This window comes from Klebsiella sp. PCX (genome assembly GCF_021869705.1).
Taxonomy (GTDB): domain Bacteria; phylum Pseudomonadota; class Gammaproteobacteria; order Enterobacterales; family Enterobacteriaceae; genus Klebsiella; species Klebsiella quasipneumoniae.
This window is the reverse complement of record NZ_CP091527.1, coordinates 4715700-4733819: the sequence shown is the minus strand read 5'-3', so window position 1 is coordinate 4733819 and position 18120 is coordinate 4715700. Positions and strand designations below refer to the sequence as shown.

Sequence of the window (18120 nt, the reverse complement as noted above, 5' to 3'; positions counted from 1 at the left end):
TATGGCAGTGCGTAAACGTTTTATTGCCGGGGCGAAATGTCCGGCGTGCCAGGCGCAGGATTCACTGGCGATGTGGCGTGAGAATAATGTCGATGTTGTTGAATGCGTTAAGTGCGGTCATCAGATGCGTGAGGCGGATAAAGAGGCCCGTGAGCATGTACGCAAAGAGGAGCAGGTGATTGGCATTTTTCATCCCGACTAGCGTTATCCGTCGGCTTTTTTTAAGCTAAAGGGTACACGGCAGCAGAATTCCGCTACAATCTGCGCCACTATTCTTCCCATCTCAGGAGATATCATGAAAGTAGCAAAAGACCTGGTGGTCAGCCTGGCCTATCAGGTACGTACAGAAGACGGTGTGTTGGTTGATGAGTCTCCGGTAAGCGCGCCGCTGGATTACCTGCACGGTCACGGCTCCCTGATTTCCGGTCTGGAAAACGCGCTGGATGGCCACGAAGTGGGCGATAAATTTGACGTAGCCGTCGGCGCTAACGACGCTTACGGTCAGTATGACGAAAACCTGGTGCAGCGTGTACCGAAAGACGTCTTCATGGGCGTTGATGAACTGCAGGTTGGCATGCGCTTCCTGGCGGAAACCGATCAGGGTCCGGTACCAGTAGAAATCACTGAAGTTGAAGACGACCACGTTGTGGTTGATGGCAACCACATGCTGGCAGGCCAGAACCTGAAATTCAATGTGGAAGTTGTCGCCATCCGCGAAGCGACCGCTGAAGAGCTGGAGCACGGTCACGTGCACGGCGCGCATGGTCACGATCACGACCACGATCATGGTCACGATGGCTGCTGCGGCGGTCACGGTCACGACCACGATCATGGCCACGACCATGGTAAAGGCGGCTGCGGCGGCCACGGTGGCTGCGGCTGCCACTAATCTTTGCGCCTCGGCACGAAGACGACAAAAAGCGGGGAAACCCGCTTTTTTTACGCCTCAATAGTGCGGCGGTGGCGTCTCTTCAGCCTGGGAGGCGATATGGGAGGGTTGGGTCGCCTTCAGCTTCTCGATCATCAGACGCATATGCTCCCGCATCTTCGCCATCTCGATCTCGTGGGCGGTCACGGTTTTGTTGAGGTCTTCGATGGTGATTTCCTGAAACGCCAGCCGGCTTTCCAGCTCCGCAAGGCGCGTTTCTAATGTGCTATCGTGCATGGGTAACCTCTTTAGTCTGATCCTGCGGGCGGATTCTACTTAAGTTTCCCCCGGCGCGCAGCATCGCTGCGTCCTACAGGAAACTTATTCATACAAAAATAGTCCTAAAAGAGGCGATATTCAGGAACGTCCGTATGTAGATTTTAACGGCGACGTTCTATAGTACGTTTTTTGCTTTTTACGATAACCCTGGGGTGAGAGGCCCCGGCCCTGGAGAAATGGATGAAATCACTGTTTAAAGTAACGCTGCTGGCGACCACAATGGCCGTCGCCCTGAATGCACCGCTGACCTTTGCTGCAGATACCGCGGCGAAAGCAGCCCCGGCGGCTGAGAGTAAATCGGCATTTAAAAATGACGATCAGAAATCAGCCTATGCGCTGGGCGCGTCCCTGGGGCGTTACATGGAAAACTCCCTGAAAGAACAAGAAAAACTGGGCATTAAGCTGGATAAAGCCCAGCTGATCGCCGGCGTACAGGACGCGTTTGCCGATAAGAGCAAACTGTCCGACCAGGAGATCGAACAGACTCTGCAGGCCTTTGAAACACGCGTGAAGACCGCAGCTCAGCAGAAAATGGAAAAAGACGCTACTGAGAACGAAACCAAAGGTAAAGCTTTCCGTGACAGCTTTGCCAAAGAGAAGGGCGTGAAAACGTCTAAGACTGGCCTGCTGTATAAAGTCGAGAAAGAAGGCACTGGCGATGCGCCTAAAGACAGCGACACCGTGGTGGTTAACTACAAAGGTACGCTGATCGACGGCAAAGAGTTTGATAACTCTTATACCCGCGGCGAGCCGCTCTCTTTCCGTCTCGACGGGGTGATCCCGGGCTGGACTGAAGGCCTGAAGAACATCAAGAAAGGCGGCAAAATCAAGCTGGTCATTCCGCCAGATCTGGCCTACGGCAAAACCGGCGTCCCGGGGATCCCGGCCAACTCCACGCTGGTCTTTGATGTAGAGCTGCTGGATATCAAACCGGCGCCGAAAGCAGATGCTCAGCCGGAAGCCGCTGGCGATGCGAAAGCCGCAGACGCGAAAGCTGACGCTAAGAAGTAATCGGGTTCAGGCCGCCGTCTCGTTAGAGGCGGCGGCTTTTTTATTGCGCGCAGATATAATTAAAACTGGAAAGATCCTCAGGCGCTGTATTACTTTAGATAGCTTAATAATGATGATGAGCCTGCCCTGACAATAACGACAGGCTCCTGAAAAGGAGTGCTTTTTTTCATGTCCAGGTCGCTTTTAACCAACGAAACCAGCGAGCTTGACCTGCTGGATCAACGTCCCTTTGACCAGACCGATTTCGATATTCTTAAATCTTATGAAGCGGTGGTGGACGGGTTGGCGATGCTCATCGGTTCGCACTGTGAAATCGTGCTGCATTCTTTGCAGGATCTGAAATGCTCTGCCATCCGTATCGCCAATGGTGAACATACCGGCCGCCAAATCGGTTCACCGATTACCGATCTTGCGCTGCGCATGCTGCACGATATGACGGGCGCCGATAGCAGCGTTTCCAAATGCTACTTTACCCGCGCCAAAAGCGGCGTCCTGATGAAGTCGGTGACGATTGCCATCCGCAACCGCGATCACCGGGTGATTGGTCTGTTGTGCATCAACATGAATCTGGATGTGCCGTTTTCGCAGATCATGAGCACCTTTATTCCACCAGAAACGCCTGAGGTTAACTCGCCGGTGAACTTTGCTTCCTCGGTTGACGATCTGGTCGCCCAGACTCTGGAATTCACCATCGAAGAGGTGAATGCCGATCGCAGCGTGTCGAACAATGCTAAAAACCGTCAAATCGTGCTGAATCTCTACGAGAAAGGGATCTTCGATATTAAAGACGCCATTAACCAGGTGGCCGATCGTCTGAATATCTCCAAGCACACCGTCTACCTCTATATTCGCCAGTTCAAAAGCGGTGATTTCCAGGGGCTGGATAAGTAATGCGTTTTGCCCTCACGGTGACCGGACCTGCCTATGGCACGCAGCAGGCGAGCAGCGCCTGGCAATTTTCTCAGGCCGTGCTGCAGGAAGGCCATGAGCTGGCGTGCGTTTTTTTCTATCGCGAAGGCGTGCTTAACGCTAACCAGTTGACGGCGCCCGCCAGCGATGAGTTCGATCTGGTGCGCGGGTGGCAATCCCTCCACAATGAGCACGGCGTCGCGCTGCATATCTGCGTGGCGGCCGCCCTGCGTCGTGGCGTAACGGACGAACGCGAAGCGCAACAGCTCGCTCTGCCTGGCCATAATCTGCAGCCGGGTTTTACGTTAAGCGGACTTGGCGCGCTGGCGGAAGCGGCGCTCACTTGCGATCGGATGGTACAGTTCTGATGAAACGTGTGGCTTTCGTTTTTTCTTCCGCGCCGCACGGCAGCGCCGCCGGCAGGGAGGGCCTCGATGCCTTATTAGCCACCTCCGCCCTCACCGACGAGATTGGCGTGTTTTTCGTGGGCGACGGCGTGTTTCAGCTGTTGCCCGCCCAGCGGCCTGGCGCTGTGCTGGCCCGCGACTACATCGCCACCTTTAAACTGCTGTCGCTATACGATATCGACCAGTGCTGGCTGTGCGCCGAGTCGGCGCGAGAGCGCGGCCTGGATCCCGCGACCCCGTGGGTGGTGGATGCCGAATGCCTGGCGCCGGATGCCCTGCGCGCCCGTCTGCATGAATTTGATGTGATTTTGCGTTTCTGAGGCCCCCATGCTCCATACGCTCAGTGTTTCTCCCTGGCATGCCGATATCGCAGCAATGCTTCGCTTGATGGAGCAGGGTGACGATCTGTTACTGCTGTCTGATGGCGTCGCGGCGGCTATCGCCGGCGGCCGCTTCCTTGAGATCCTGCAATCCGCCCCCATAACCCTTTACGTGCTGCAAGACGACGTTGACGCCCGCGGGCTAACTGGTCAAATTGCGGACAGTGTCGGCAGGGTTAGCTATACTGATTTCGTCAGACTCACAGTCAAACATGCCGGTCAGTTGGCCTGGTGATGGCGGGATCGTTGTATATTTCTTGACACCTTTTCGGCACCGCCCTAAAATTCTGCGTCCTCATAATATATGAGGCGATTTATTACGTGTTTACGAAGCAAAAGCTAAAACCAGGAGCTATTTAATGGCAACAATTAACCAGCTGGTACGCAAACCACGCGCGCGCAAAGTTGCAAAGAGCAACGTGCCAGCGCTGGAAGCCTGCCCGCAGAAACGTGGCGTATGTACTCGCGTATATACCACCACTCCTAAGAAACCGAACTCCGCACTGCGTAAAGTTTGCCGTGTGCGTCTGACTAACGGTTTCGAAGTCACCTCCTACATCGGTGGTGAAGGTCACAACCTGCAGGAGCACTCCGTGATCCTGATCCGTGGCGGTCGTGTTAAAGACCTTCCGGGTGTTCGTTACCACACCGTTCGTGGTGCGCTTGACTGCTCCGGCGTTAAAGACCGTAAGCAGGCTCGCTCCAAGTACGGCGTGAAGCGTCCTAAGGCTTAATGGTTCTCCGTTAAGTAAGGCCAAACTGATTTATCTTAATGTCATACTAAACTCTTAGAGTTTTGGACAATCCTGAATTAACAACGGAGTATTTCCATGCCACGTCGTCGCGTCATTGGTCAGCGTAAAATTCTGCCGGATCCGAAGTTCGGATCAGAACTGCTGGCTAAATTTGTCAATATCCTGATGGTAGATGGTAAAAAATCTACTGCAGAAACTATCGTATACAGCGCGCTGGAGACCCTGGCTCAGCGTTCTGGTAAATCTGAACTGGAAGCCTTCGAAGTTGCGCTCGAAAACGTGCGCCCGACTGTCGAAGTTAAGTCCCGCCGCGTAGGTGGTTCTACTTATCAGGTTCCAGTTGAAGTTCGTCCGGTCCGTCGTAATGCCCTGGCAATGCGTTGGATCGTTGAAGCTGCTCGTAAACGCGGTGATAAATCCATGGCTCTGCGCCTGGCGAACGAACTCACTGATGCTGCAGACAACAAAGGTACTGCAGTTAAGAAACGTGAAGACGTTCACCGTATGGCCGAAGCCAACAAGGCGTTCGCTCACTACCGTTGGTAATCCCTTCGGAGTCATAGTCACCAGGCGGGCGCTTCAGATGAGTCGCCCGCTCTGGATAACTTAACTGAACGCCTAAAGAAATAAACGAGGAATCAAATGGCTCGTACAACACCCATCGCACGCTACCGTAACATCGGTATCAGTGCGCACATCGACGCCGGTAAAACCACTACTACCGAACGTATTCTGTTCTACACCGGTGTAAACCACAAAATCGGTGAAGTTCATGACGGCGCCGCTACCATGGACTGGATGGAGCAGGAGCAGGAACGTGGTATCACCATCACTTCCGCTGCGACTACTGCATTCTGGTCTGGTATGGCTAAGCAGTATGAACCGCACCGTGTAAACATCATCGACACCCCGGGGCACGTTGACTTCACTATCGAAGTAGAACGTTCCATGCGTGTTCTTGATGGTGCGGTAATGGTTTACTGCGCAGTTGGTGGTGTTCAGCCGCAGTCTGAAACCGTATGGCGTCAGGCAAACAAATATAAAGTTCCGCGCATCGCGTTCGTTAACAAAATGGACCGCATGGGCGCTAACTTCCTGAAAGTTGTTGGTCAGATCAAAACCCGTCTGGGCGCGAACCCGGTTCCGCTGCAGCTGGCAATTGGTGCTGAAGAAGGTTTCACCGGCGTTGTTGACCTGGTGAAAATGAAAGCCATCAACTGGAACGATGCAGACCAGGGCGTAACCTTCGAATACGAAGATATCCCGGCTGACATGCAGGACCTGGCTGACGAATGGCACCAGAACCTGATCGAGTCCGCAGCTGAAGCTTCTGAAGAGCTGATGGAAAAATACCTGGGTGGTGAAGAACTGACTGAAGAAGAGATCAAAAAAGCTCTGCGTCAGCGCGTTCTGAACAACGAAATCATCCTGGTAACCTGTGGTTCTGCGTTCAAGAACAAAGGTGTTCAGGCGATGCTGGATGCGGTAGTTGACTACCTGCCATCCCCGGTTGACGTTCCGGCGATCAACGGCATCCTGGACGACGGTAAAGATACTCCGGCTGAGCGTCACGCAAGCGACGACGAGCCGTTCTCTGCACTGGCGTTCAAAATCGCTACCGACCCGTTCGTGGGCAACCTGACCTTCTTCCGCGTGTACTCCGGTGTGGTTAACTCTGGTGATACCGTACTGAACTCCGTGAAAGCTGCACGTGAGCGTTTCGGTCGTATCGTACAGATGCACGCTAACAAACGTGAAGAGATCAAAGAAGTTCGCGCGGGCGACATCGCTGCTGCAATCGGTCTGAAAGACGTAACTACTGGTGACACCCTGTGTGACCCGGATGCGCCGATCATTCTGGAGCGTATGGAATTCCCTGAGCCGGTAATCTCCATCGCCGTTGAGCCGAAAACCAAAGCTGACCAGGAAAAAATGGGTCTGGCTCTGGGTCGTCTGGCTAAAGAAGACCCGTCTTTCCGCGTATGGACTGACGAAGAGTCTAACCAGACCATTATCGCCGGTATGGGTGAGCTGCACCTCGACATCATCGTTGACCGTATGAAGCGTGAATTCAACGTTGAAGCGAACGTCGGTAAACCTCAGGTTGCTTACCGTGAAGCGATTCGCGCGAAAGTTACCGATATCGAAGGTAAACACGCCAAGCAGTCTGGTGGTCGTGGTCAGTACGGTCACGTTGTGATCGACATGTACCCGCTGGAGCCGGGCTCTAACCCGAAAGGTTACGAGTTCATCAACGACATCAAAGGTGGTGTAATTCCTGGCGAATACATCCCGGCCGTTGATAAAGGCATCCAGGAACAGCTGAAAGCTGGTCCGCTGGCAGGTTACCCGGTAGTTGATATGGGTATCCGTCTGCACTTCGGTTCTTACCACGACGTTGACTCCTCTGAGCTGGCGTTTAAACTGGCTGCGTCTATTGCCTTTAAAGAAGGCTTTAAGAAAGCAAAACCAGTTCTGCTTGAGCCGATCATGAAGGTTGAAGTAGAAACTCCGGAAGAGAACACTGGTGACGTTATCGGTGACTTGAGCCGTCGTCGCGGTATGCTGCGCGGTCAGGAATCCGAAGTAACCGGCGTTAAGATCCACGCTGAAGTACCGCTGTCCGAAATGTTCGGTTATGCAACTCAGCTGCGTTCTCTGACCAAAGGTCGTGCATCATACACCATGGAATTCCTGAAGTATGATGATGCGCCGAACAACGTTGCTCAGGCCGTTATTGAAGCCCGTGGTAAATAATCCACAGGATTAAAACCTAAGTCCCGTGCTCTCTCCGAAGGGGAGAGCACTATAGTAAGGAATATAGCCGTGTCTAAAGAAAAATTTGAACGTACAAAACCGCACGTCAACGTTGGTACTATCGGCCACGTTGACCATGGTAAAACTACCCTGACTGCTGCCATCACTACCGTTCTGGCTAAAACCTACGGTGGTTCCGCTCGCGCATTCGACCAGATCGATAACGCGCCGGAAGAAAAAGCTCGTGGTATCACCATCAACACCTCTCACGTTGAATATGACACCCCGACTCGCCACTACGCGCACGTAGACTGCCCGGGCCACGCCGACTATGTTAAAAACATGATCACCGGTGCTGCGCAGATGGACGGCGCGATCCTGGTTGTTGCTGCGACTGACGGCCCGATGCCGCAGACTCGTGAGCACATCCTGCTGGGTCGTCAGGTAGGCGTTCCGTACATCATCGTGTTCCTGAACAAATGCGACATGGTTGATGACGAAGAGCTGCTGGAACTGGTGGAGATGGAAGTTCGTGAACTGCTGTCTCAGTACGATTTCCCGGGCGACGACACCCCGATCGTTCGTGGTTCTGCTCTGAAAGCGCTGGAAGGCGACGCAGAGTGGGAAGCGAAAATCATCGAACTGGCTGGCCACCTGGATACCTATATCCCGGAACCAGAGCGTGCGATTGACAAGCCGTTCCTGCTGCCGATCGAAGACGTATTCTCCATCTCCGGTCGTGGTACCGTTGTTACCGGTCGTGTAGAGCGCGGTATCATCAAAGTGGGTGAAGAAGTTGAAATCGTTGGTATCAAAGAAACCGCGAAAACCACCTGTACTGGCGTTGAAATGTTCCGCAAACTGCTGGACGAAGGCCGTGCTGGTGAGAACGTAGGTGTTCTGCTGCGTGGTATCAAACGTGAAGAAATCGAACGTGGTCAGGTACTGGCTAAGCCGGGCACCATCAACCCGCACACCAAGTTCGAATCTGAAGTGTACATCCTGTCCAAAGACGAAGGCGGCCGTCATACTCCGTTCTTCAAAGGCTACCGTCCGCAGTTCTACTTCCGTACAACTGACGTGACTGGCACCATCGAACTGCCGGAAGGCGTAGAGATGGTAATGCCGGGCGACAACATCAAAATGGTTGTTACCCTGATCCACCCGATCGCGATGGACGACGGTCTGCGTTTCGCAATCCGTGAAGGCGGCCGTACCGTTGGCGCGGGCGTTGTAGCTAAAGTTCTGGGCTAATTCGTTAGCTTTGAATAAAAAAGGGCGCTTCGGCGCCCTTTTTGCTGTCCGTCGTTCAGCGAAAAAGACGGTTATGCTGGCGATTCATAACGTGCGCTGCGGCGGATAATGAGTAAATAGTCTATTGTAATCATAACTATTCTCATTTAATATTTGTGCATAAATTGAACGGGAGTTTATATGTACGTTTGTTTGTGCAATGGCATCAGCGATAAAAAAATTCGCCAGGTTGTCCGCCAGTTTCAACCGCAATCTTTTCAGCAATTACGTAAGTTTGTTCCCGTTGGAAATCAATGCGGTAAGTGTGTTCGCGCGGCGCGGGAAGTTATGGAAGATGAATTAACCACCATGCCGGAATTCAAAGAAATCGCCTGAAGTCCACGCTTCTCTTTTGACATCCCTATAGGCCGGACTACGCTTCAATGAGTGGAAGCGGAGGGACTATATAATGAAAGGTGATGTCAAAATCATAAGTTATCTCAATAAATTATTGGGAAATGAGCTGGTCGCAATTAATCAGTACTTTCTCCATGCGAGAATGTTCAAAAACTGGGGCCTGATGCGCCTCAACGATATCGAGTACCACGAATCCATCGACGAAATGAAGCATGCCGATAAATACATCGAGCGTATTCTTTTTCTCGAAGGTATCCCTAATCTGCAGGATCTCGGCAAACTTGGCATCGGTGAAGATGTGGAAGAGATGCTGCAGTCCGATTTAAGACTGGAGCTGGAAGGGGCGCAAAATCTGCGCGAGGCGATCGCCTACGCCGACAGCGTCCATGACTACGTCAGCCGCGATATGATGATTGAGATCCTGGCGGATGAAGAAGGCCATATTGACTGGCTGGAAACCGAACTCGATCTGATCGGCAAAATCGGCCTGCAAAATTACCTGCAGTCGCAGATCAAAGTGTCAGACTAGCCAGCGTCTGACACCCGCACCAGAAACCCGCGGCCGCCAGAAATGGCCCAAACGGCAGCGGGTTGTGCCCCCTCCATTTACTGCTCCCGCCGTACCTGGCGTGCAAACCTGATACTGCCCACACCGTGCCGGCGAGCAGCGATGCCACCAGTAGCAGCTGCGGCAACAATTGCCAGCCATGCCAGGCGCCGAGGGCGGCGAGATATTTGATATCCCCATACCCCAACCCCTCATAGCCGCGGATCCCGCGATATAGCCAGTAAAGCGCAGCCAAACACAGATAGCCGCCTATCGCCCCCCAGACGGCATCATGAAGCTGGTGCGGCGCCAGACAAAGATAAAAAAGTAAACCGCTCCACAGCAGGGGACAGGTGTAACGGTCGGGCAGCAGGCCGTGACGCAGGTCCTGGAGGCATAAGGCTAAGGTCAATCCGCTATAGCACAGCAAGAAGGGGAGGGCGGCGAGCATGGTTAACCCCGTAATCGTCAAAGAACATCGCCTCACTATGCTTATTGTCACCCGTCCGGTGCAAAAAGGACTTTCCAGGAATGGATGGCGCCATCCGCGTTAATTTGCCGTGTTTTCGGCACGTACAATTCTCTAGCGCGAAGGCGCGCAAATCCTGGTGATGATTTTCTAAACAGCACTTGCGTAGCGCCAGAATTTGCGTATAATGCGCGGGCCTGTCAAAGTTGACGGCCGGTTCAATATGAACCCTGGTAATCGCAGTTGGGTTATCAAACAATGTCCCCAATCGGGGGGCTATGTAAGAACGGTTACACTCTCCCATCAATCGTAATGGGTATGAGGAGTAATCATTTCGTCTATAAAATAATTGGAGCTCTGGTCTCATGCAGAACCAAAGAATCCGTATCCGCCTGAAAGCGTTTGATCATCGTCTGATCGATCAATCAACCGCGGAAATCGTCGAGACTGCTAAGCGCACTGGTGCGCAAGTCCGTGGTCCGATCCCGCTGCCGACCCGCAAAGAGCGCTTTACCGTTCTGATCTCCCCGCACGTCAACAAAGACGCGCGTGACCAGTACGAAATTCGCACTCACAAGCGTCTGGTTGACATCGTTGAGCCAACTGAAAAAACCGTTGATGCTCTGATGCGTCTGGATCTGGCTGCCGGTGTAGACGTGCAGATCAGCCTGGGTTAATCAGGTCATCGAGCGATTGAGAGGTTGAAACAATGATTGGTTTAGTCGGTAAAAAAGTGGGCATGACCCGCATCTTCACTGAAGATGGCGTTTCTATCCCAGTAACCGTAATCGAAGTTGAAGCAAACCGTGTTACTCAGGTTAAAGACCTGGCTAACGATGGCTACCGCGCAATCCAGGTTACCACCGGTGCTAAAAAAGCTAACCGTGTAACCAAGCCGGAAGCGGGTCACTTCGCTAAAGCTGGCGTTGAAGCTGGCCGTGGTCTGTGGGAATTCCGTCTGGCTGACGGCGAAGAATTCACCGTAGGTCAGAACATTAGCGTTGAACTGTTTGCTGACGTTAAAAAAGTTGACGTAACCGGTACCTCTAAAGGTAAAGGTTTTGCTGGTACCGTTAAGCGCTGGAACTTCCGTACCCAGGACGCTACTCACGGTAACTCCTTGTCTCACCGCGTTCCGGGTTCTATCGGTCAGAACCAGACTCCGGGCAAAGTGTTCAAAGGCAAGAAAATGGCAGGTCAGCTGGGTAATGAGCGTGTAACCGTTCAGAGCCTGGACGTAGTACGTGTTGACGCTGAGCGCAACCTGCTGCTGGTTAAAGGTGCTGTCCCGGGTGCGACCGGTAGCGACCTGATCGTTAAACCAGCTGTGAAGGCGTGAGGAGATAGCAATGGAATTAGTATTGAAAGACGCGCAGAGCGCGCTGACTGTTTCCGAAACTACCTTCGGTCGTGATTTCAACGAAGCGCTGGTTCACCAGGTTGTTGTTGCTTATGCAGCTGGTGCGCGTCAGGGCACTCGTGCTCAGAAGACTCGTGCTGAAATCACTGGCTCCGGTAAAAAACCGTGGCGCCAGAAAGGTACCGGCCGTGCGCGTTCTGGTTCTATCAAGAGCCCGATCTGGCGTTCCGGTGGCGTGACCTTTGCTGCTCGTCCGCAGGACCACAGTCAAAAAGTTAACAAGAAGATGTACCGCGGCGCGCTGAAAAGCATCCTGTCCGAACTGGTACGTCAGGATCGTCTGATCGTTGTCGAGAAGTTCTCTGTTGAAGCGCCGAAAACTAAGCTGCTGGCACAGAAACTGAAAGACATGGCTCTGGAAGATGTGCTGATCATCACCGGTGAGCTGGACGAGAACCTGTTCCTGGCCGCACGTAACCTGCACAAGGTTGACGTACGTGATGCGAACGGTATCGACCCGGTTAGCCTGATCGCCTTCGACAAAGTCGTAATGACTGCTGATGCTGTTAAGCAAGTTGAGGAGATGCTGGCATGATTCGTGAAGAACGTCTGCTGAAGGTGCTGCGCGCACCGCACGTTTCTGAAAAAGCGTCTACTGCGATGGAAAAAACAAACACCATCGTTCTCAAAGTTGCTAAAGACGCGACCAAAGCAGAAATCAAAGCTGCTGTGCAGAAACTGTTTGAAGTCGAAGTCGAAGTCGTTAACACCCTGGTTGTTAAAGGGAAAGTTAAACGTCACGGACAGCGTATCGGTCGTCGTAGCGACTGGAAAAAAGCTTACGTCACCCTGAAAGAAGGCCAGAATCTGGACTTCGTTGGCGGCGCTGAGTAAGTCGGAGGAGTAATACAATGGCAGTTGTTAAATGTAAACCGACATCTCCGGGTCGTCGCCACGTCGTTAAAGTGGTTAACCCAGAGCTGCACAAGGGCAAACCTTTTGCTCCGTTGCTGGAAAAAAACAGCAAATCCGGTGGTCGTAACAACAATGGCCGTATCACCACCCGTCATATCGGTGGTGGCCACAAGCAGGCTTACCGTATTGTTGACTTCAAACGCAACAAAGATGGTATCCCGGCAGTTGTTGAACGTCTTGAGTACGATCCGAACCGCTCCGCGAACATCGCGCTGGTTCTGTACAAAGACGGCGAGCGCCGTTACATCCTGGCCCCGAAAGGCCTGAAAGCTGGCGACCAGATTCAGTCTGGCGTTGATGCTGCAATCAAAGCAGGCAACACCCTGCCGATGCGCAATATCCCGGTTGGTTCTACCGTTCATAACGTAGAAATGAAACCAGGTAAAGGCGGTCAGCTGGCTCGTTCCGCTGGTACTTACGTTCAGATCGTTGCTCGCGACGGTGCTTATGTCACCCTGCGTCTGCGTTCTGGTGAAATGCGTAAAGTCGAAGCAGACTGCCGCGCTACTCTGGGCGAAGTTGGCAATGCTGAGCATATGCTGCGCGTTCTGGGTAAAGCAGGTGCTGCACGCTGGCGTGGTGTTCGTCCTACCGTTCGCGGTACTGCGATGAACCCAGTAGACCACCCACATGGTGGTGGTGAAGGTCGTAACTTTGGTAAGCACCCGGTATCCCCGTGGGGCCTGCAGACCAAAGGTAAGAAGACCCGCAGCAACAAGCGTACTGATAAATTCATCGTACGTCGCCGTAGCAAATAATTTTAGAGGATAAGCCATGCCACGTTCTCTCAAGAAAGGTCCTTTTATTGACCTGCACTTGCTGAAGAAGGTAGAGAAAGCGGTGGAAAGCGGAGACAAGAAGCCCCTGCGCACTTGGTCCCGTCGTTCAACGATCTTTCCTAACATGATCGGTTTGACCATCGCTGTCCATAATGGTCGTCAGCACGTTCCAGTATTTGTTTCCGACGAAATGGTCGGTCACAAACTGGGTGAATTCGCACCGACTCGTACTTATCGCGGCCACGCTGCTGATAAAAAAGCGAAGAAGAAATAAGGTAGGAGGAAGAGATGGAAACTTTAGCTCAACATCGCCATGCTCGTTCTTCTGCTCAGAAGGTTCGCCTTGTAGCTGACCTGATTCGCGGTAAGAAAGTGTCGCAGGCCCTGGATATTCTGACCTACACCAACAAAAAAGCTGCTGTACTGGTCAAGAAGGTACTGGAATCTGCCATTGCTAACGCTGAACACAACGATGGCGCTGACATTGATGATCTGAAAGTTGCGAAAATTTTCGTAGACGAAGGCCCGAGCATGAAGCGCATTATGCCGCGTGCTAAAGGTCGTGCAGATCGCATCCTGAAGCGCACCAGCCACATCACTGTGGTTGTGTCCGATCGCTGAGACTCTGGAGACTAGCAATGGGTCAGAAAGTACATCCTAATGGTATTCGCCTGGGTATTGTCAAACCATGGAACTCTACCTGGTTCGCGAACACCAAAGAATTCGCTGACAACCTGGACAGCGATTTTAAAGTACGTCAGTTCCTGACTAAAGAACTGGCTAAAGCGTCTGTATCTCGCATCGTTATCGAGCGTCCGGCTAAGAGCATCCGTGTGACCATTCACACCGCTCGCCCGGGTATCGTTATCGGTAAGAAAGGCGAAGACGTAGAAAAACTGCGCAAGGTCGTAGCGGATATCGCTGGCGTACCTGCACAGATCAATATCGCCGAAGTTCGTAAACCTGAACTGGACGCAAAACTGGTTGCTGACAGCATCACTTCTCAGCTGGAACGTCGCGTTATGTTCCGTCGTGCGATGAAGCGTGCTGTACAGAACGCAATGCGTCTGGGCGCTAAAGGTATCAAAGTTGAAGTTAGCGGCCGTCTGGGCGGCGCGGAAATCGCACGTACCGAATGGTACCGTGAAGGTCGCGTACCGCTGCACACTCTGCGTGCTGACATCGACTACAACACCTCTGAAGCGCACACCACTTACGGTGTAATCGGCGTTAAGGTATGGATCTTCAAAGGTGAGATCCTGGGTGGTATGGCTGCTGTTGAACAACCGGAACCGGCTGCTCAACCTAAAAAGCAGCAGCGTAAAGGCCGTAAATAAGGAGCGTCGCTGATGTTACAACCAAAGCGTACAAAATTCCGTAAAGTGCACAAAGGCCGCAACCGTGGTCTGGCGCAGGGTACGGATGTTAGCTTCGGCACTTTCGGTCTGAAAGCTGTTGGCCGTGGTCGTCTGACTGCACGTCAGATCGAAGCAGCACGTCGTGCTATGACCCGTGCAGTTAAGCGTCAAGGTAAGATCTGGATCCGTGTATTCCCGGACAAACCGATCACCGAGAAGCCGCTGGAAGTTCGTATGGGTAAAGGTAAAGGTAACGTGGAGTACTGGGTTGCCTTGATTCAGCCGGGTAAAGTCCTGTATGAAATGGACGGTGTACCGGAAGAGCTGGCCCGTGAAGCATTCGGCCTGGCAGCAGCGAAACTGCCGATCAAAACCACCTTTGTAACTAAGACGGTGATGTAATGAAAGCAAAAGAGCTGCGTGAAAAAAGCGTTGAAGAGCTGAACGCTGAGCTGCTGAACCTGCTGCGTGAGCAGTTCAACCTGCGCATGCAGGCTGCAAGTGGCCAGCTGCAACAGACTCATCTGCTGAAGCAAGTGCGTCGTGATGTTGCACGCGTTAAGACTTTACTGACTCAGAAGGCGGGTGCGTAATGACCGATAAAATCCGTACTCTGCAAGGTCGCGTAGTTAGCGACAAAATGGAGAAATCCATTGTTGTTGCTATCGAACGTATGGTGAAACACCCGGTTTACGGCAAATTCATCAAACGTACGACCAAACTGCACGTACATGACGAGAACAACGAATGCGGTATCGGCGACAAGGTTGAAATCCGCGAATGCCGTCCGCTGTCCAAGACTAAGTCCTGGACGCTGGTTCGCGTTGTAGAGAAAGCGGTTCTGTAATAGAGTACGCATTCTCGATACGGATAAACGGCTCAGCGATGAGCCGTTTATTTTTTCTACCCATATCTGGTTTGTGGTGTTATAATGCCGCGCCCTCGATATGGGGCTTTTTAACGACCCTAATTTTCGGGTCTCAGTAGTAGTTGACATTAGCGGAGCACTAAAATGATCCAAGAACAGACTATGCTGAACGTCGCCGACAACTCCGGTGCACGTCGCGTAATGTGTATCAAGGTTCTGGGTGGCTCGCACCGTCGCTACGCAGGCGTAGGCGACATCATCAAGATCACCATCAAAGAAGCAATTCCGCGTGGTAAGGTCAAAAAAGGTGATGTGCTGAAGGCGGTAGTGGTGCGCACCAAGAAGGGTGTTCGTCGCCCGGACGGTTCTGTCATTCGCTTCGATGGTAATGCATGCGTTATTCTGAACAATAACAGCGAGCAGCCTATCGGTACGCGTATTTTTGGGCCGGTAACTCGTGAACTTCGTACCGAGAAGTTCATGAAAATTATCTCTCTGGCACCAGAAGTACTCTAAGGAGCGAATCATGGCAGCGAAAATCCGTCGTGATGACGAAGTTATCGTGTTAACCGGTAAAGATAAAGGTAAGCGCGGTAAAGTTAAGAATGTCCTGTCTTCCGGCAAGGTCATTGTTGAAGGTATCAACCTGGTTAAGAAACACCAGAAGCCGGTTCCGGCTCTGAACCAACCAGGCGGCATCGTTGAAAAAGAAGCTGCAATTCAGGTTTCTAACGTTGCAATCTTCAATGCGGCAACCGGCAAGGCTGACCGTGTAGGCTTTAGATTCGAAGACGGCAAAAAAGTCCGTTTCTTCAAGTCTAACAGCGAAACTATCAAGTAATTTGGAGTAGTACGATGGCGAAACTGCATGATTACTACAAAGACGAAGTAGTTAAGAAACTCATGACTGAGTTTAACTACAATTCTGTCATGCAAGTCCCTCGGGTCGAGAAGATCACCCTGAACATGGGTGTTGGTGAAGCGATCGCTGACAAGAAACTGCTGGATAACGCAGCAGCTGACCTGGCAGCAATCTCCGGTCAAAAACCGCTGATCACCAAAGCACGCAAATCAGTTGCAGGCTTCAAAATCCGTCAGGGCTATCCGATCGGCTGTAAAGTAACTCTGCGTGGCGAACGCATGTGGGAGTTCTTTGAGCGCCTGATCACTATTGCTGTACCGCGTATTCGTGACTTCCGCGGCCTGTCCGCTAAGTCTTTCGACGGTCGTGGCAACTACAGCATGGGTGTCCGTGAGCAGATCATCTTCCCAGAAATCGACTACGATAAAGTCGACCGCGTTCGTGGTTTGGATATTACCATTACCACTACTGCGAAATCTGACGAAGAAGGCCGTGCTCTGCTGGCTGCCTTTGACTTCCCGTTCCGCAAGTAAGGTAGGGTTACTTAATGGCTAAGCAATCAATGAAAGCACGCGAAGTAAAGCGCGTGGCTTTAGCTGATAAATTCTTCGCTAAACGCGCTGAACTGAAAGCTATCATCTCTGATGTGAACGCAACCGACGAAGATCGTTGGAATGCCGTTCTCAAGCTGCAGACTCTGCCGCGTGATTCCAGCCCGTCTCGTCAGCGTAACCGCTGCCGTCAAACAGGTCGTCCGCATGGTTTCCTGCGGAAGTTCGGGTTGAGCCGTATTAAGGTCCGTGAAGCCGCTATGCGCGGTGAAATCCCGGGTCTGAAAAAGGCTAGCTGGTAATTGTCACCAATTGAATCACGGGAGTAAAGACAGATGAGCATGCAAGATCCGATCGCGGATATGCTGACCCGTATCCGTAACGGTCAGGCCGCGAACAAAGCTGCGGTCACCATGCCTTCCTCCAAGCTGAAAGTGGCAATCGCCAACGTGCTGAAGGAAGAAGGTTTTATCGAAGATTTTAAAGTTGAAGGCGACACCAAGCCGGAACTGGAACTGACTCTTAAGTATTTCCAGGGTAAAGCTGTTGTAGAAAGCATTCAGCGTGTCAGCCGCCCAGGTCTGCGCATCTATAAGAAAAAAGATGAGCTGCCGAAAGTTATGGCCGGTCTGGGTATCGCAGTTGTTTCTACCTCTAAAGGTGTTATGACTGATCGTGCAGCGCGCCAGGCTGGTCTTGGTGGCGAAATTATCTGCTACGTAGCCTAATCGGAGGAAAAAATGTCTCGTGTTGCTAAAGCACCGGTCGTTGTTCCTGCCGGCGTTGATGTAAAAATCAACGGTCAGGTTATTACGATCAAAGGTAAAAACGGCGAGCTGACTCGTACTCTCAACGATGCTGTTGAAGTTAAACATGCAGATAATGCACTGACCTTCGGTCCGCGTGATGGTTACGCAGACGGTTGGGCTCAGGCTGGTACCGCGCGTGCCCTGCTGAACTCAATGGTTATCGGTGTTACCGAAGGCTTCACTAAGAAGCTGCAGCTGGTTGGTGTAGGTTATCGTGCAGCGGTCAAAGGGAATGTAGTAAACCTGGCTTTAGGTTTCTCTCACCCGGTTGATCATCAGCTGCCTGCGGGTATCACTGCAGAATGTCCGACTCAGACTGAAATCGTGCTGAAAGGCGCTGATAAGCAGGTGATCGGCCAGGTTGCAGCAGATCTGCGCGCCTACCGTCGTCCTGAGCCTTACAAAGGCAAGGGTGTTCGTTACGCCGACGAAGTCGTGCGTACCAAAGAGGCTAAGAAGAAGTAAG

General features: G+C 52.3%; 32 protein-coding genes. 30 read left to right on the top strand and 2 right to left on the bottom strand.

Features of this window, described 5'->3' with window-relative positions; all coding sequences use genetic code 11:
* Position 1: 1 nt before the first annotated feature.
* On the top strand, positions 2–202 hold the full coding sequence (locus GQR96_RS22775) for a YheV family putative zinc ribbon protein (RefSeq protein ID WP_002920143.1): 201 nt from the start codon (positions 2–4) through the stop codon (positions 200–202).
* Positions 203–295: 93 nt separating this feature from the next.
* Entirely contained in the window at positions 296–889 is a 594-nt protein-coding gene (slyD, locus tag GQR96_RS22770; RefSeq protein WP_004202213.1) for a peptidylprolyl isomerase, read from the top strand.
* A gap of 57 nt (positions 890–946) precedes the next feature.
* Here the strand turns inward: slyD and GQR96_RS22765 are convergent, their stop codons facing one another.
* Positions 947–1165, bottom strand: coding sequence for a protein SlyX (locus GQR96_RS22765; RefSeq protein ID WP_002920136.1), 219 nt, complete (start codon positions 1163–1165; stop codon positions 947–949).
* 222 nt (positions 1166–1387) lie between these two features.
* On the opposite strand from GQR96_RS22765, the gene fkpA reads away from it, so the two are divergent.
* The 11 genes from fkpA to bfr all read left to right on the top strand — a co-directional run bounded on the left by fkpA (position 1388) and on the right by bfr (position 9605).
* The gene (gene fkpA, locus GQR96_RS22760; protein ID WP_004202215.1) at positions 1388–2218 is read left to right on the top strand and encodes an FKBP-type peptidyl-prolyl cis-trans isomerase; all 831 of its coding nucleotides are present in this window, start codon (positions 1388–1390) and stop codon (positions 2216–2218) included.
* 168 nt (positions 2219–2386) lie between these two features.
* The gene (locus GQR96_RS22755; protein WP_002920130.1) at positions 2387–3109 is read left to right on the top strand and encodes a helix-turn-helix transcriptional regulator; all 723 of its coding nucleotides are present in this window, start codon (positions 2387–2389) and stop codon (positions 3107–3109) included.
* Positions 3109–3495, top strand: a complete 387-nt coding sequence (tusD, locus tag GQR96_RS22750) for a sulfurtransferase complex subunit TusD (RefSeq protein WP_065903849.1) — start codon at positions 3109–3111, stop codon at positions 3493–3495. Before GQR96_RS22755 ends, tusD begins: the two co-directional genes overlap by 1 nt.
* Entirely contained in the window at positions 3495–3854 is a 360-nt protein-coding gene (tusC, locus tag GQR96_RS22745) for a sulfurtransferase complex subunit TusC (protein ID WP_004202220.1), read from the top strand. The genes tusD and tusC overlap by 1 nt, the downstream gene beginning before the upstream one ends.
* A 7-nt stretch (positions 3855–3861) precedes the next feature.
* Positions 3862–4149, top strand: a complete 288-nt coding sequence (gene tusB, locus GQR96_RS22740; protein ID WP_004202221.1) for a sulfurtransferase complex subunit TusB — start codon at positions 3862–3864, stop codon at positions 4147–4149.
* A gap of 124 nt (positions 4150–4273) precedes the next feature.
* On the top strand, positions 4274–4648 hold the full coding sequence (gene rpsL, locus GQR96_RS22735) for a 30S ribosomal protein S12 (RefSeq protein WP_002920115.1): 375 nt from the start codon (positions 4274–4276) through the stop codon (positions 4646–4648).
* A gap of 96 nt (positions 4649–4744) precedes the next feature.
* On the top strand, positions 4745–5215 hold the full coding sequence (gene rpsG, locus GQR96_RS22730; protein ID WP_002920113.1) for a 30S ribosomal protein S7: 471 nt from the start codon (positions 4745–4747) through the stop codon (positions 5213–5215).
* 96 nt (positions 5216–5311) lie between these two features.
* Positions 5312–7426 (top strand): elongation factor G, encoded by a 2115-nt coding sequence (gene fusA, locus GQR96_RS22725; protein ID WP_004202222.1) that lies wholly within the window; start codon positions 5312–5314, stop codon positions 7424–7426.
* Positions 7427–7495: 69 nt separating this feature from the next.
* Positions 7496–8680, top strand: a complete 1185-nt coding sequence (gene tuf, locus GQR96_RS22720; protein ID WP_004174069.1) for an elongation factor Tu — start codon at positions 7496–7498, stop codon at positions 8678–8680.
* Positions 8681–8860: 180 nt separating this feature from the next.
* Entirely contained in the window at positions 8861–9055 is a 195-nt protein-coding gene (gene bfd, locus GQR96_RS22715; protein ID WP_017900608.1) for a bacterioferritin-associated ferredoxin, read from the top strand.
* A 73-nt stretch (positions 9056–9128) separates the two neighbouring features.
* Positions 9129–9605, top strand: a complete 477-nt coding sequence (gene bfr, locus GQR96_RS22710; protein WP_004206792.1) for a bacterioferritin — start codon at positions 9129–9131, stop codon at positions 9603–9605.
* Here the strand turns inward: bfr and GQR96_RS22705 are convergent.
* Entirely contained in the window at positions 9589–10074 is a 486-nt protein-coding gene (locus GQR96_RS22705) for a prepilin peptidase (RefSeq protein ID WP_065905188.1), read from the bottom strand. The genes bfr and GQR96_RS22705 overlap by 17 nt on opposite strands.
* 383 nt (positions 10075–10457) lie before the next feature.
* Between GQR96_RS22705 and rpsJ the strand changes: the two genes are divergently transcribed.
* The 17 genes from rpsJ to rplF all read left to right on the top strand — a co-directional run bounded on the left by rpsJ (position 10458) and on the right by rplF (position 18119).
* A complete protein-coding gene (gene rpsJ, locus GQR96_RS22700; RefSeq protein ID WP_001181005.1) occupies positions 10458–10769 on the top strand; it encodes a 30S ribosomal protein S10 in 312 nt (103 codons plus the stop codon).
* 32 nt (positions 10770–10801) lie between these two features.
* Complete coding sequence (rplC, locus tag GQR96_RS22695) at positions 10802–11431, top strand: 50S ribosomal protein L3 (RefSeq protein ID WP_002919796.1); 630 nt, start codon at positions 10802–10804, stop codon at positions 11429–11431.
* 10 nt (positions 11432–11441) lie between these two features.
* A complete protein-coding gene (rplD, locus tag GQR96_RS22690) occupies positions 11442–12047 on the top strand; it encodes a 50S ribosomal protein L4 (RefSeq protein WP_002919794.1) in 606 nt (201 codons plus the stop codon).
* Complete coding sequence (rplW, locus tag GQR96_RS22685; RefSeq protein WP_000617546.1) at positions 12044–12346, top strand: 50S ribosomal protein L23; 303 nt, start codon at positions 12044–12046, stop codon at positions 12344–12346. Before rplD ends, rplW begins: the two co-directional genes overlap by 4 nt.
* 17 nt (positions 12347–12363) lie before the next feature.
* On the top strand, positions 12364–13185 hold the full coding sequence (rplB, locus tag GQR96_RS22680; protein WP_002919786.1) for a 50S ribosomal protein L2: 822 nt from the start codon (positions 12364–12366) through the stop codon (positions 13183–13185).
* Positions 13186–13201: 16 nt separating this feature from the next.
* On the top strand, positions 13202–13480 hold the full coding sequence (gene rpsS / locus GQR96_RS22675; protein ID WP_001138115.1) for a 30S ribosomal protein S19: 279 nt from the start codon (positions 13202–13204) through the stop codon (positions 13478–13480).
* Positions 13481–13494: 14 nt separating this feature from the next.
* A complete protein-coding gene (rplV, locus tag GQR96_RS22670; RefSeq protein WP_002919773.1) occupies positions 13495–13827 on the top strand; it encodes a 50S ribosomal protein L22 in 333 nt (110 codons plus the stop codon).
* A gap of 17 nt (positions 13828–13844) precedes the next feature.
* Positions 13845–14543, top strand: a complete 699-nt coding sequence (gene rpsC / locus GQR96_RS22665; RefSeq protein ID WP_002919766.1) for a 30S ribosomal protein S3 — start codon at positions 13845–13847, stop codon at positions 14541–14543.
* A gap of 12 nt (positions 14544–14555) precedes the next feature.
* The gene (rplP, locus tag GQR96_RS22660) at positions 14556–14966 is read left to right on the top strand and encodes a 50S ribosomal protein L16 (protein WP_002919759.1); all 411 of its coding nucleotides are present in this window, start codon (positions 14556–14558) and stop codon (positions 14964–14966) included.
* Complete coding sequence (gene rpmC, locus GQR96_RS22655) at positions 14966–15157, top strand: 50S ribosomal protein L29 (RefSeq protein ID WP_002919754.1); 192 nt, start codon at positions 14966–14968, stop codon at positions 15155–15157. The genes rplP and rpmC overlap by 1 nt, the downstream gene beginning before the upstream one ends.
* Positions 15157–15411 carry a 30S ribosomal protein S17 gene (gene rpsQ, locus GQR96_RS22650; protein WP_002919751.1) on the top strand — a complete coding sequence of 85 codons (255 nt, stop codon included), beginning with the start codon at positions 15157–15159 and terminating at the stop codon, positions 15409–15411. Before rpmC ends, rpsQ begins: the two co-directional genes overlap by 1 nt.
* Before the next feature lie 165 nt (positions 15412–15576).
* Complete coding sequence (gene rplN, locus GQR96_RS22645) at positions 15577–15948, top strand: 50S ribosomal protein L14 (RefSeq protein ID WP_002919748.1); 372 nt, start codon at positions 15577–15579, stop codon at positions 15946–15948.
* A gap of 10 nt (positions 15949–15958) precedes the next feature.
* Positions 15959–16273, top strand: coding sequence for a 50S ribosomal protein L24 (rplX, locus tag GQR96_RS22640; RefSeq protein WP_000729185.1), 315 nt, complete (start codon positions 15959–15961; stop codon positions 16271–16273).
* Between the two features lie 14 nt (positions 16274–16287).
* Positions 16288–16827, top strand: coding sequence for a 50S ribosomal protein L5 (gene rplE, locus GQR96_RS22635; RefSeq protein WP_001096200.1), 540 nt, complete (start codon positions 16288–16290; stop codon positions 16825–16827).
* A 14-nt stretch (positions 16828–16841) separates the two neighbouring features.
* Positions 16842–17147 carry a 30S ribosomal protein S14 gene (rpsN, locus tag GQR96_RS22630; protein ID WP_002919667.1) on the top strand — a complete coding sequence of 102 codons (306 nt, stop codon included), beginning with the start codon at positions 16842–16844 and terminating at the stop codon, positions 17145–17147.
* Between the two features lie 33 nt (positions 17148–17180).
* Positions 17181–17573 (top strand): 30S ribosomal protein S8, encoded by a 393-nt coding sequence (gene rpsH, locus GQR96_RS22625; RefSeq protein WP_002919665.1) that lies wholly within the window; start codon positions 17181–17183, stop codon positions 17571–17573.
* A 12-nt stretch (positions 17574–17585) separates the two neighbouring features.
* A complete protein-coding gene (gene rplF, locus GQR96_RS22620) occupies positions 17586–18119 on the top strand; it encodes a 50S ribosomal protein L6 (protein ID WP_002919662.1) in 534 nt (177 codons plus the stop codon).
* The last annotated feature ends 1 nt before the right edge of the window (position 18120 follow it).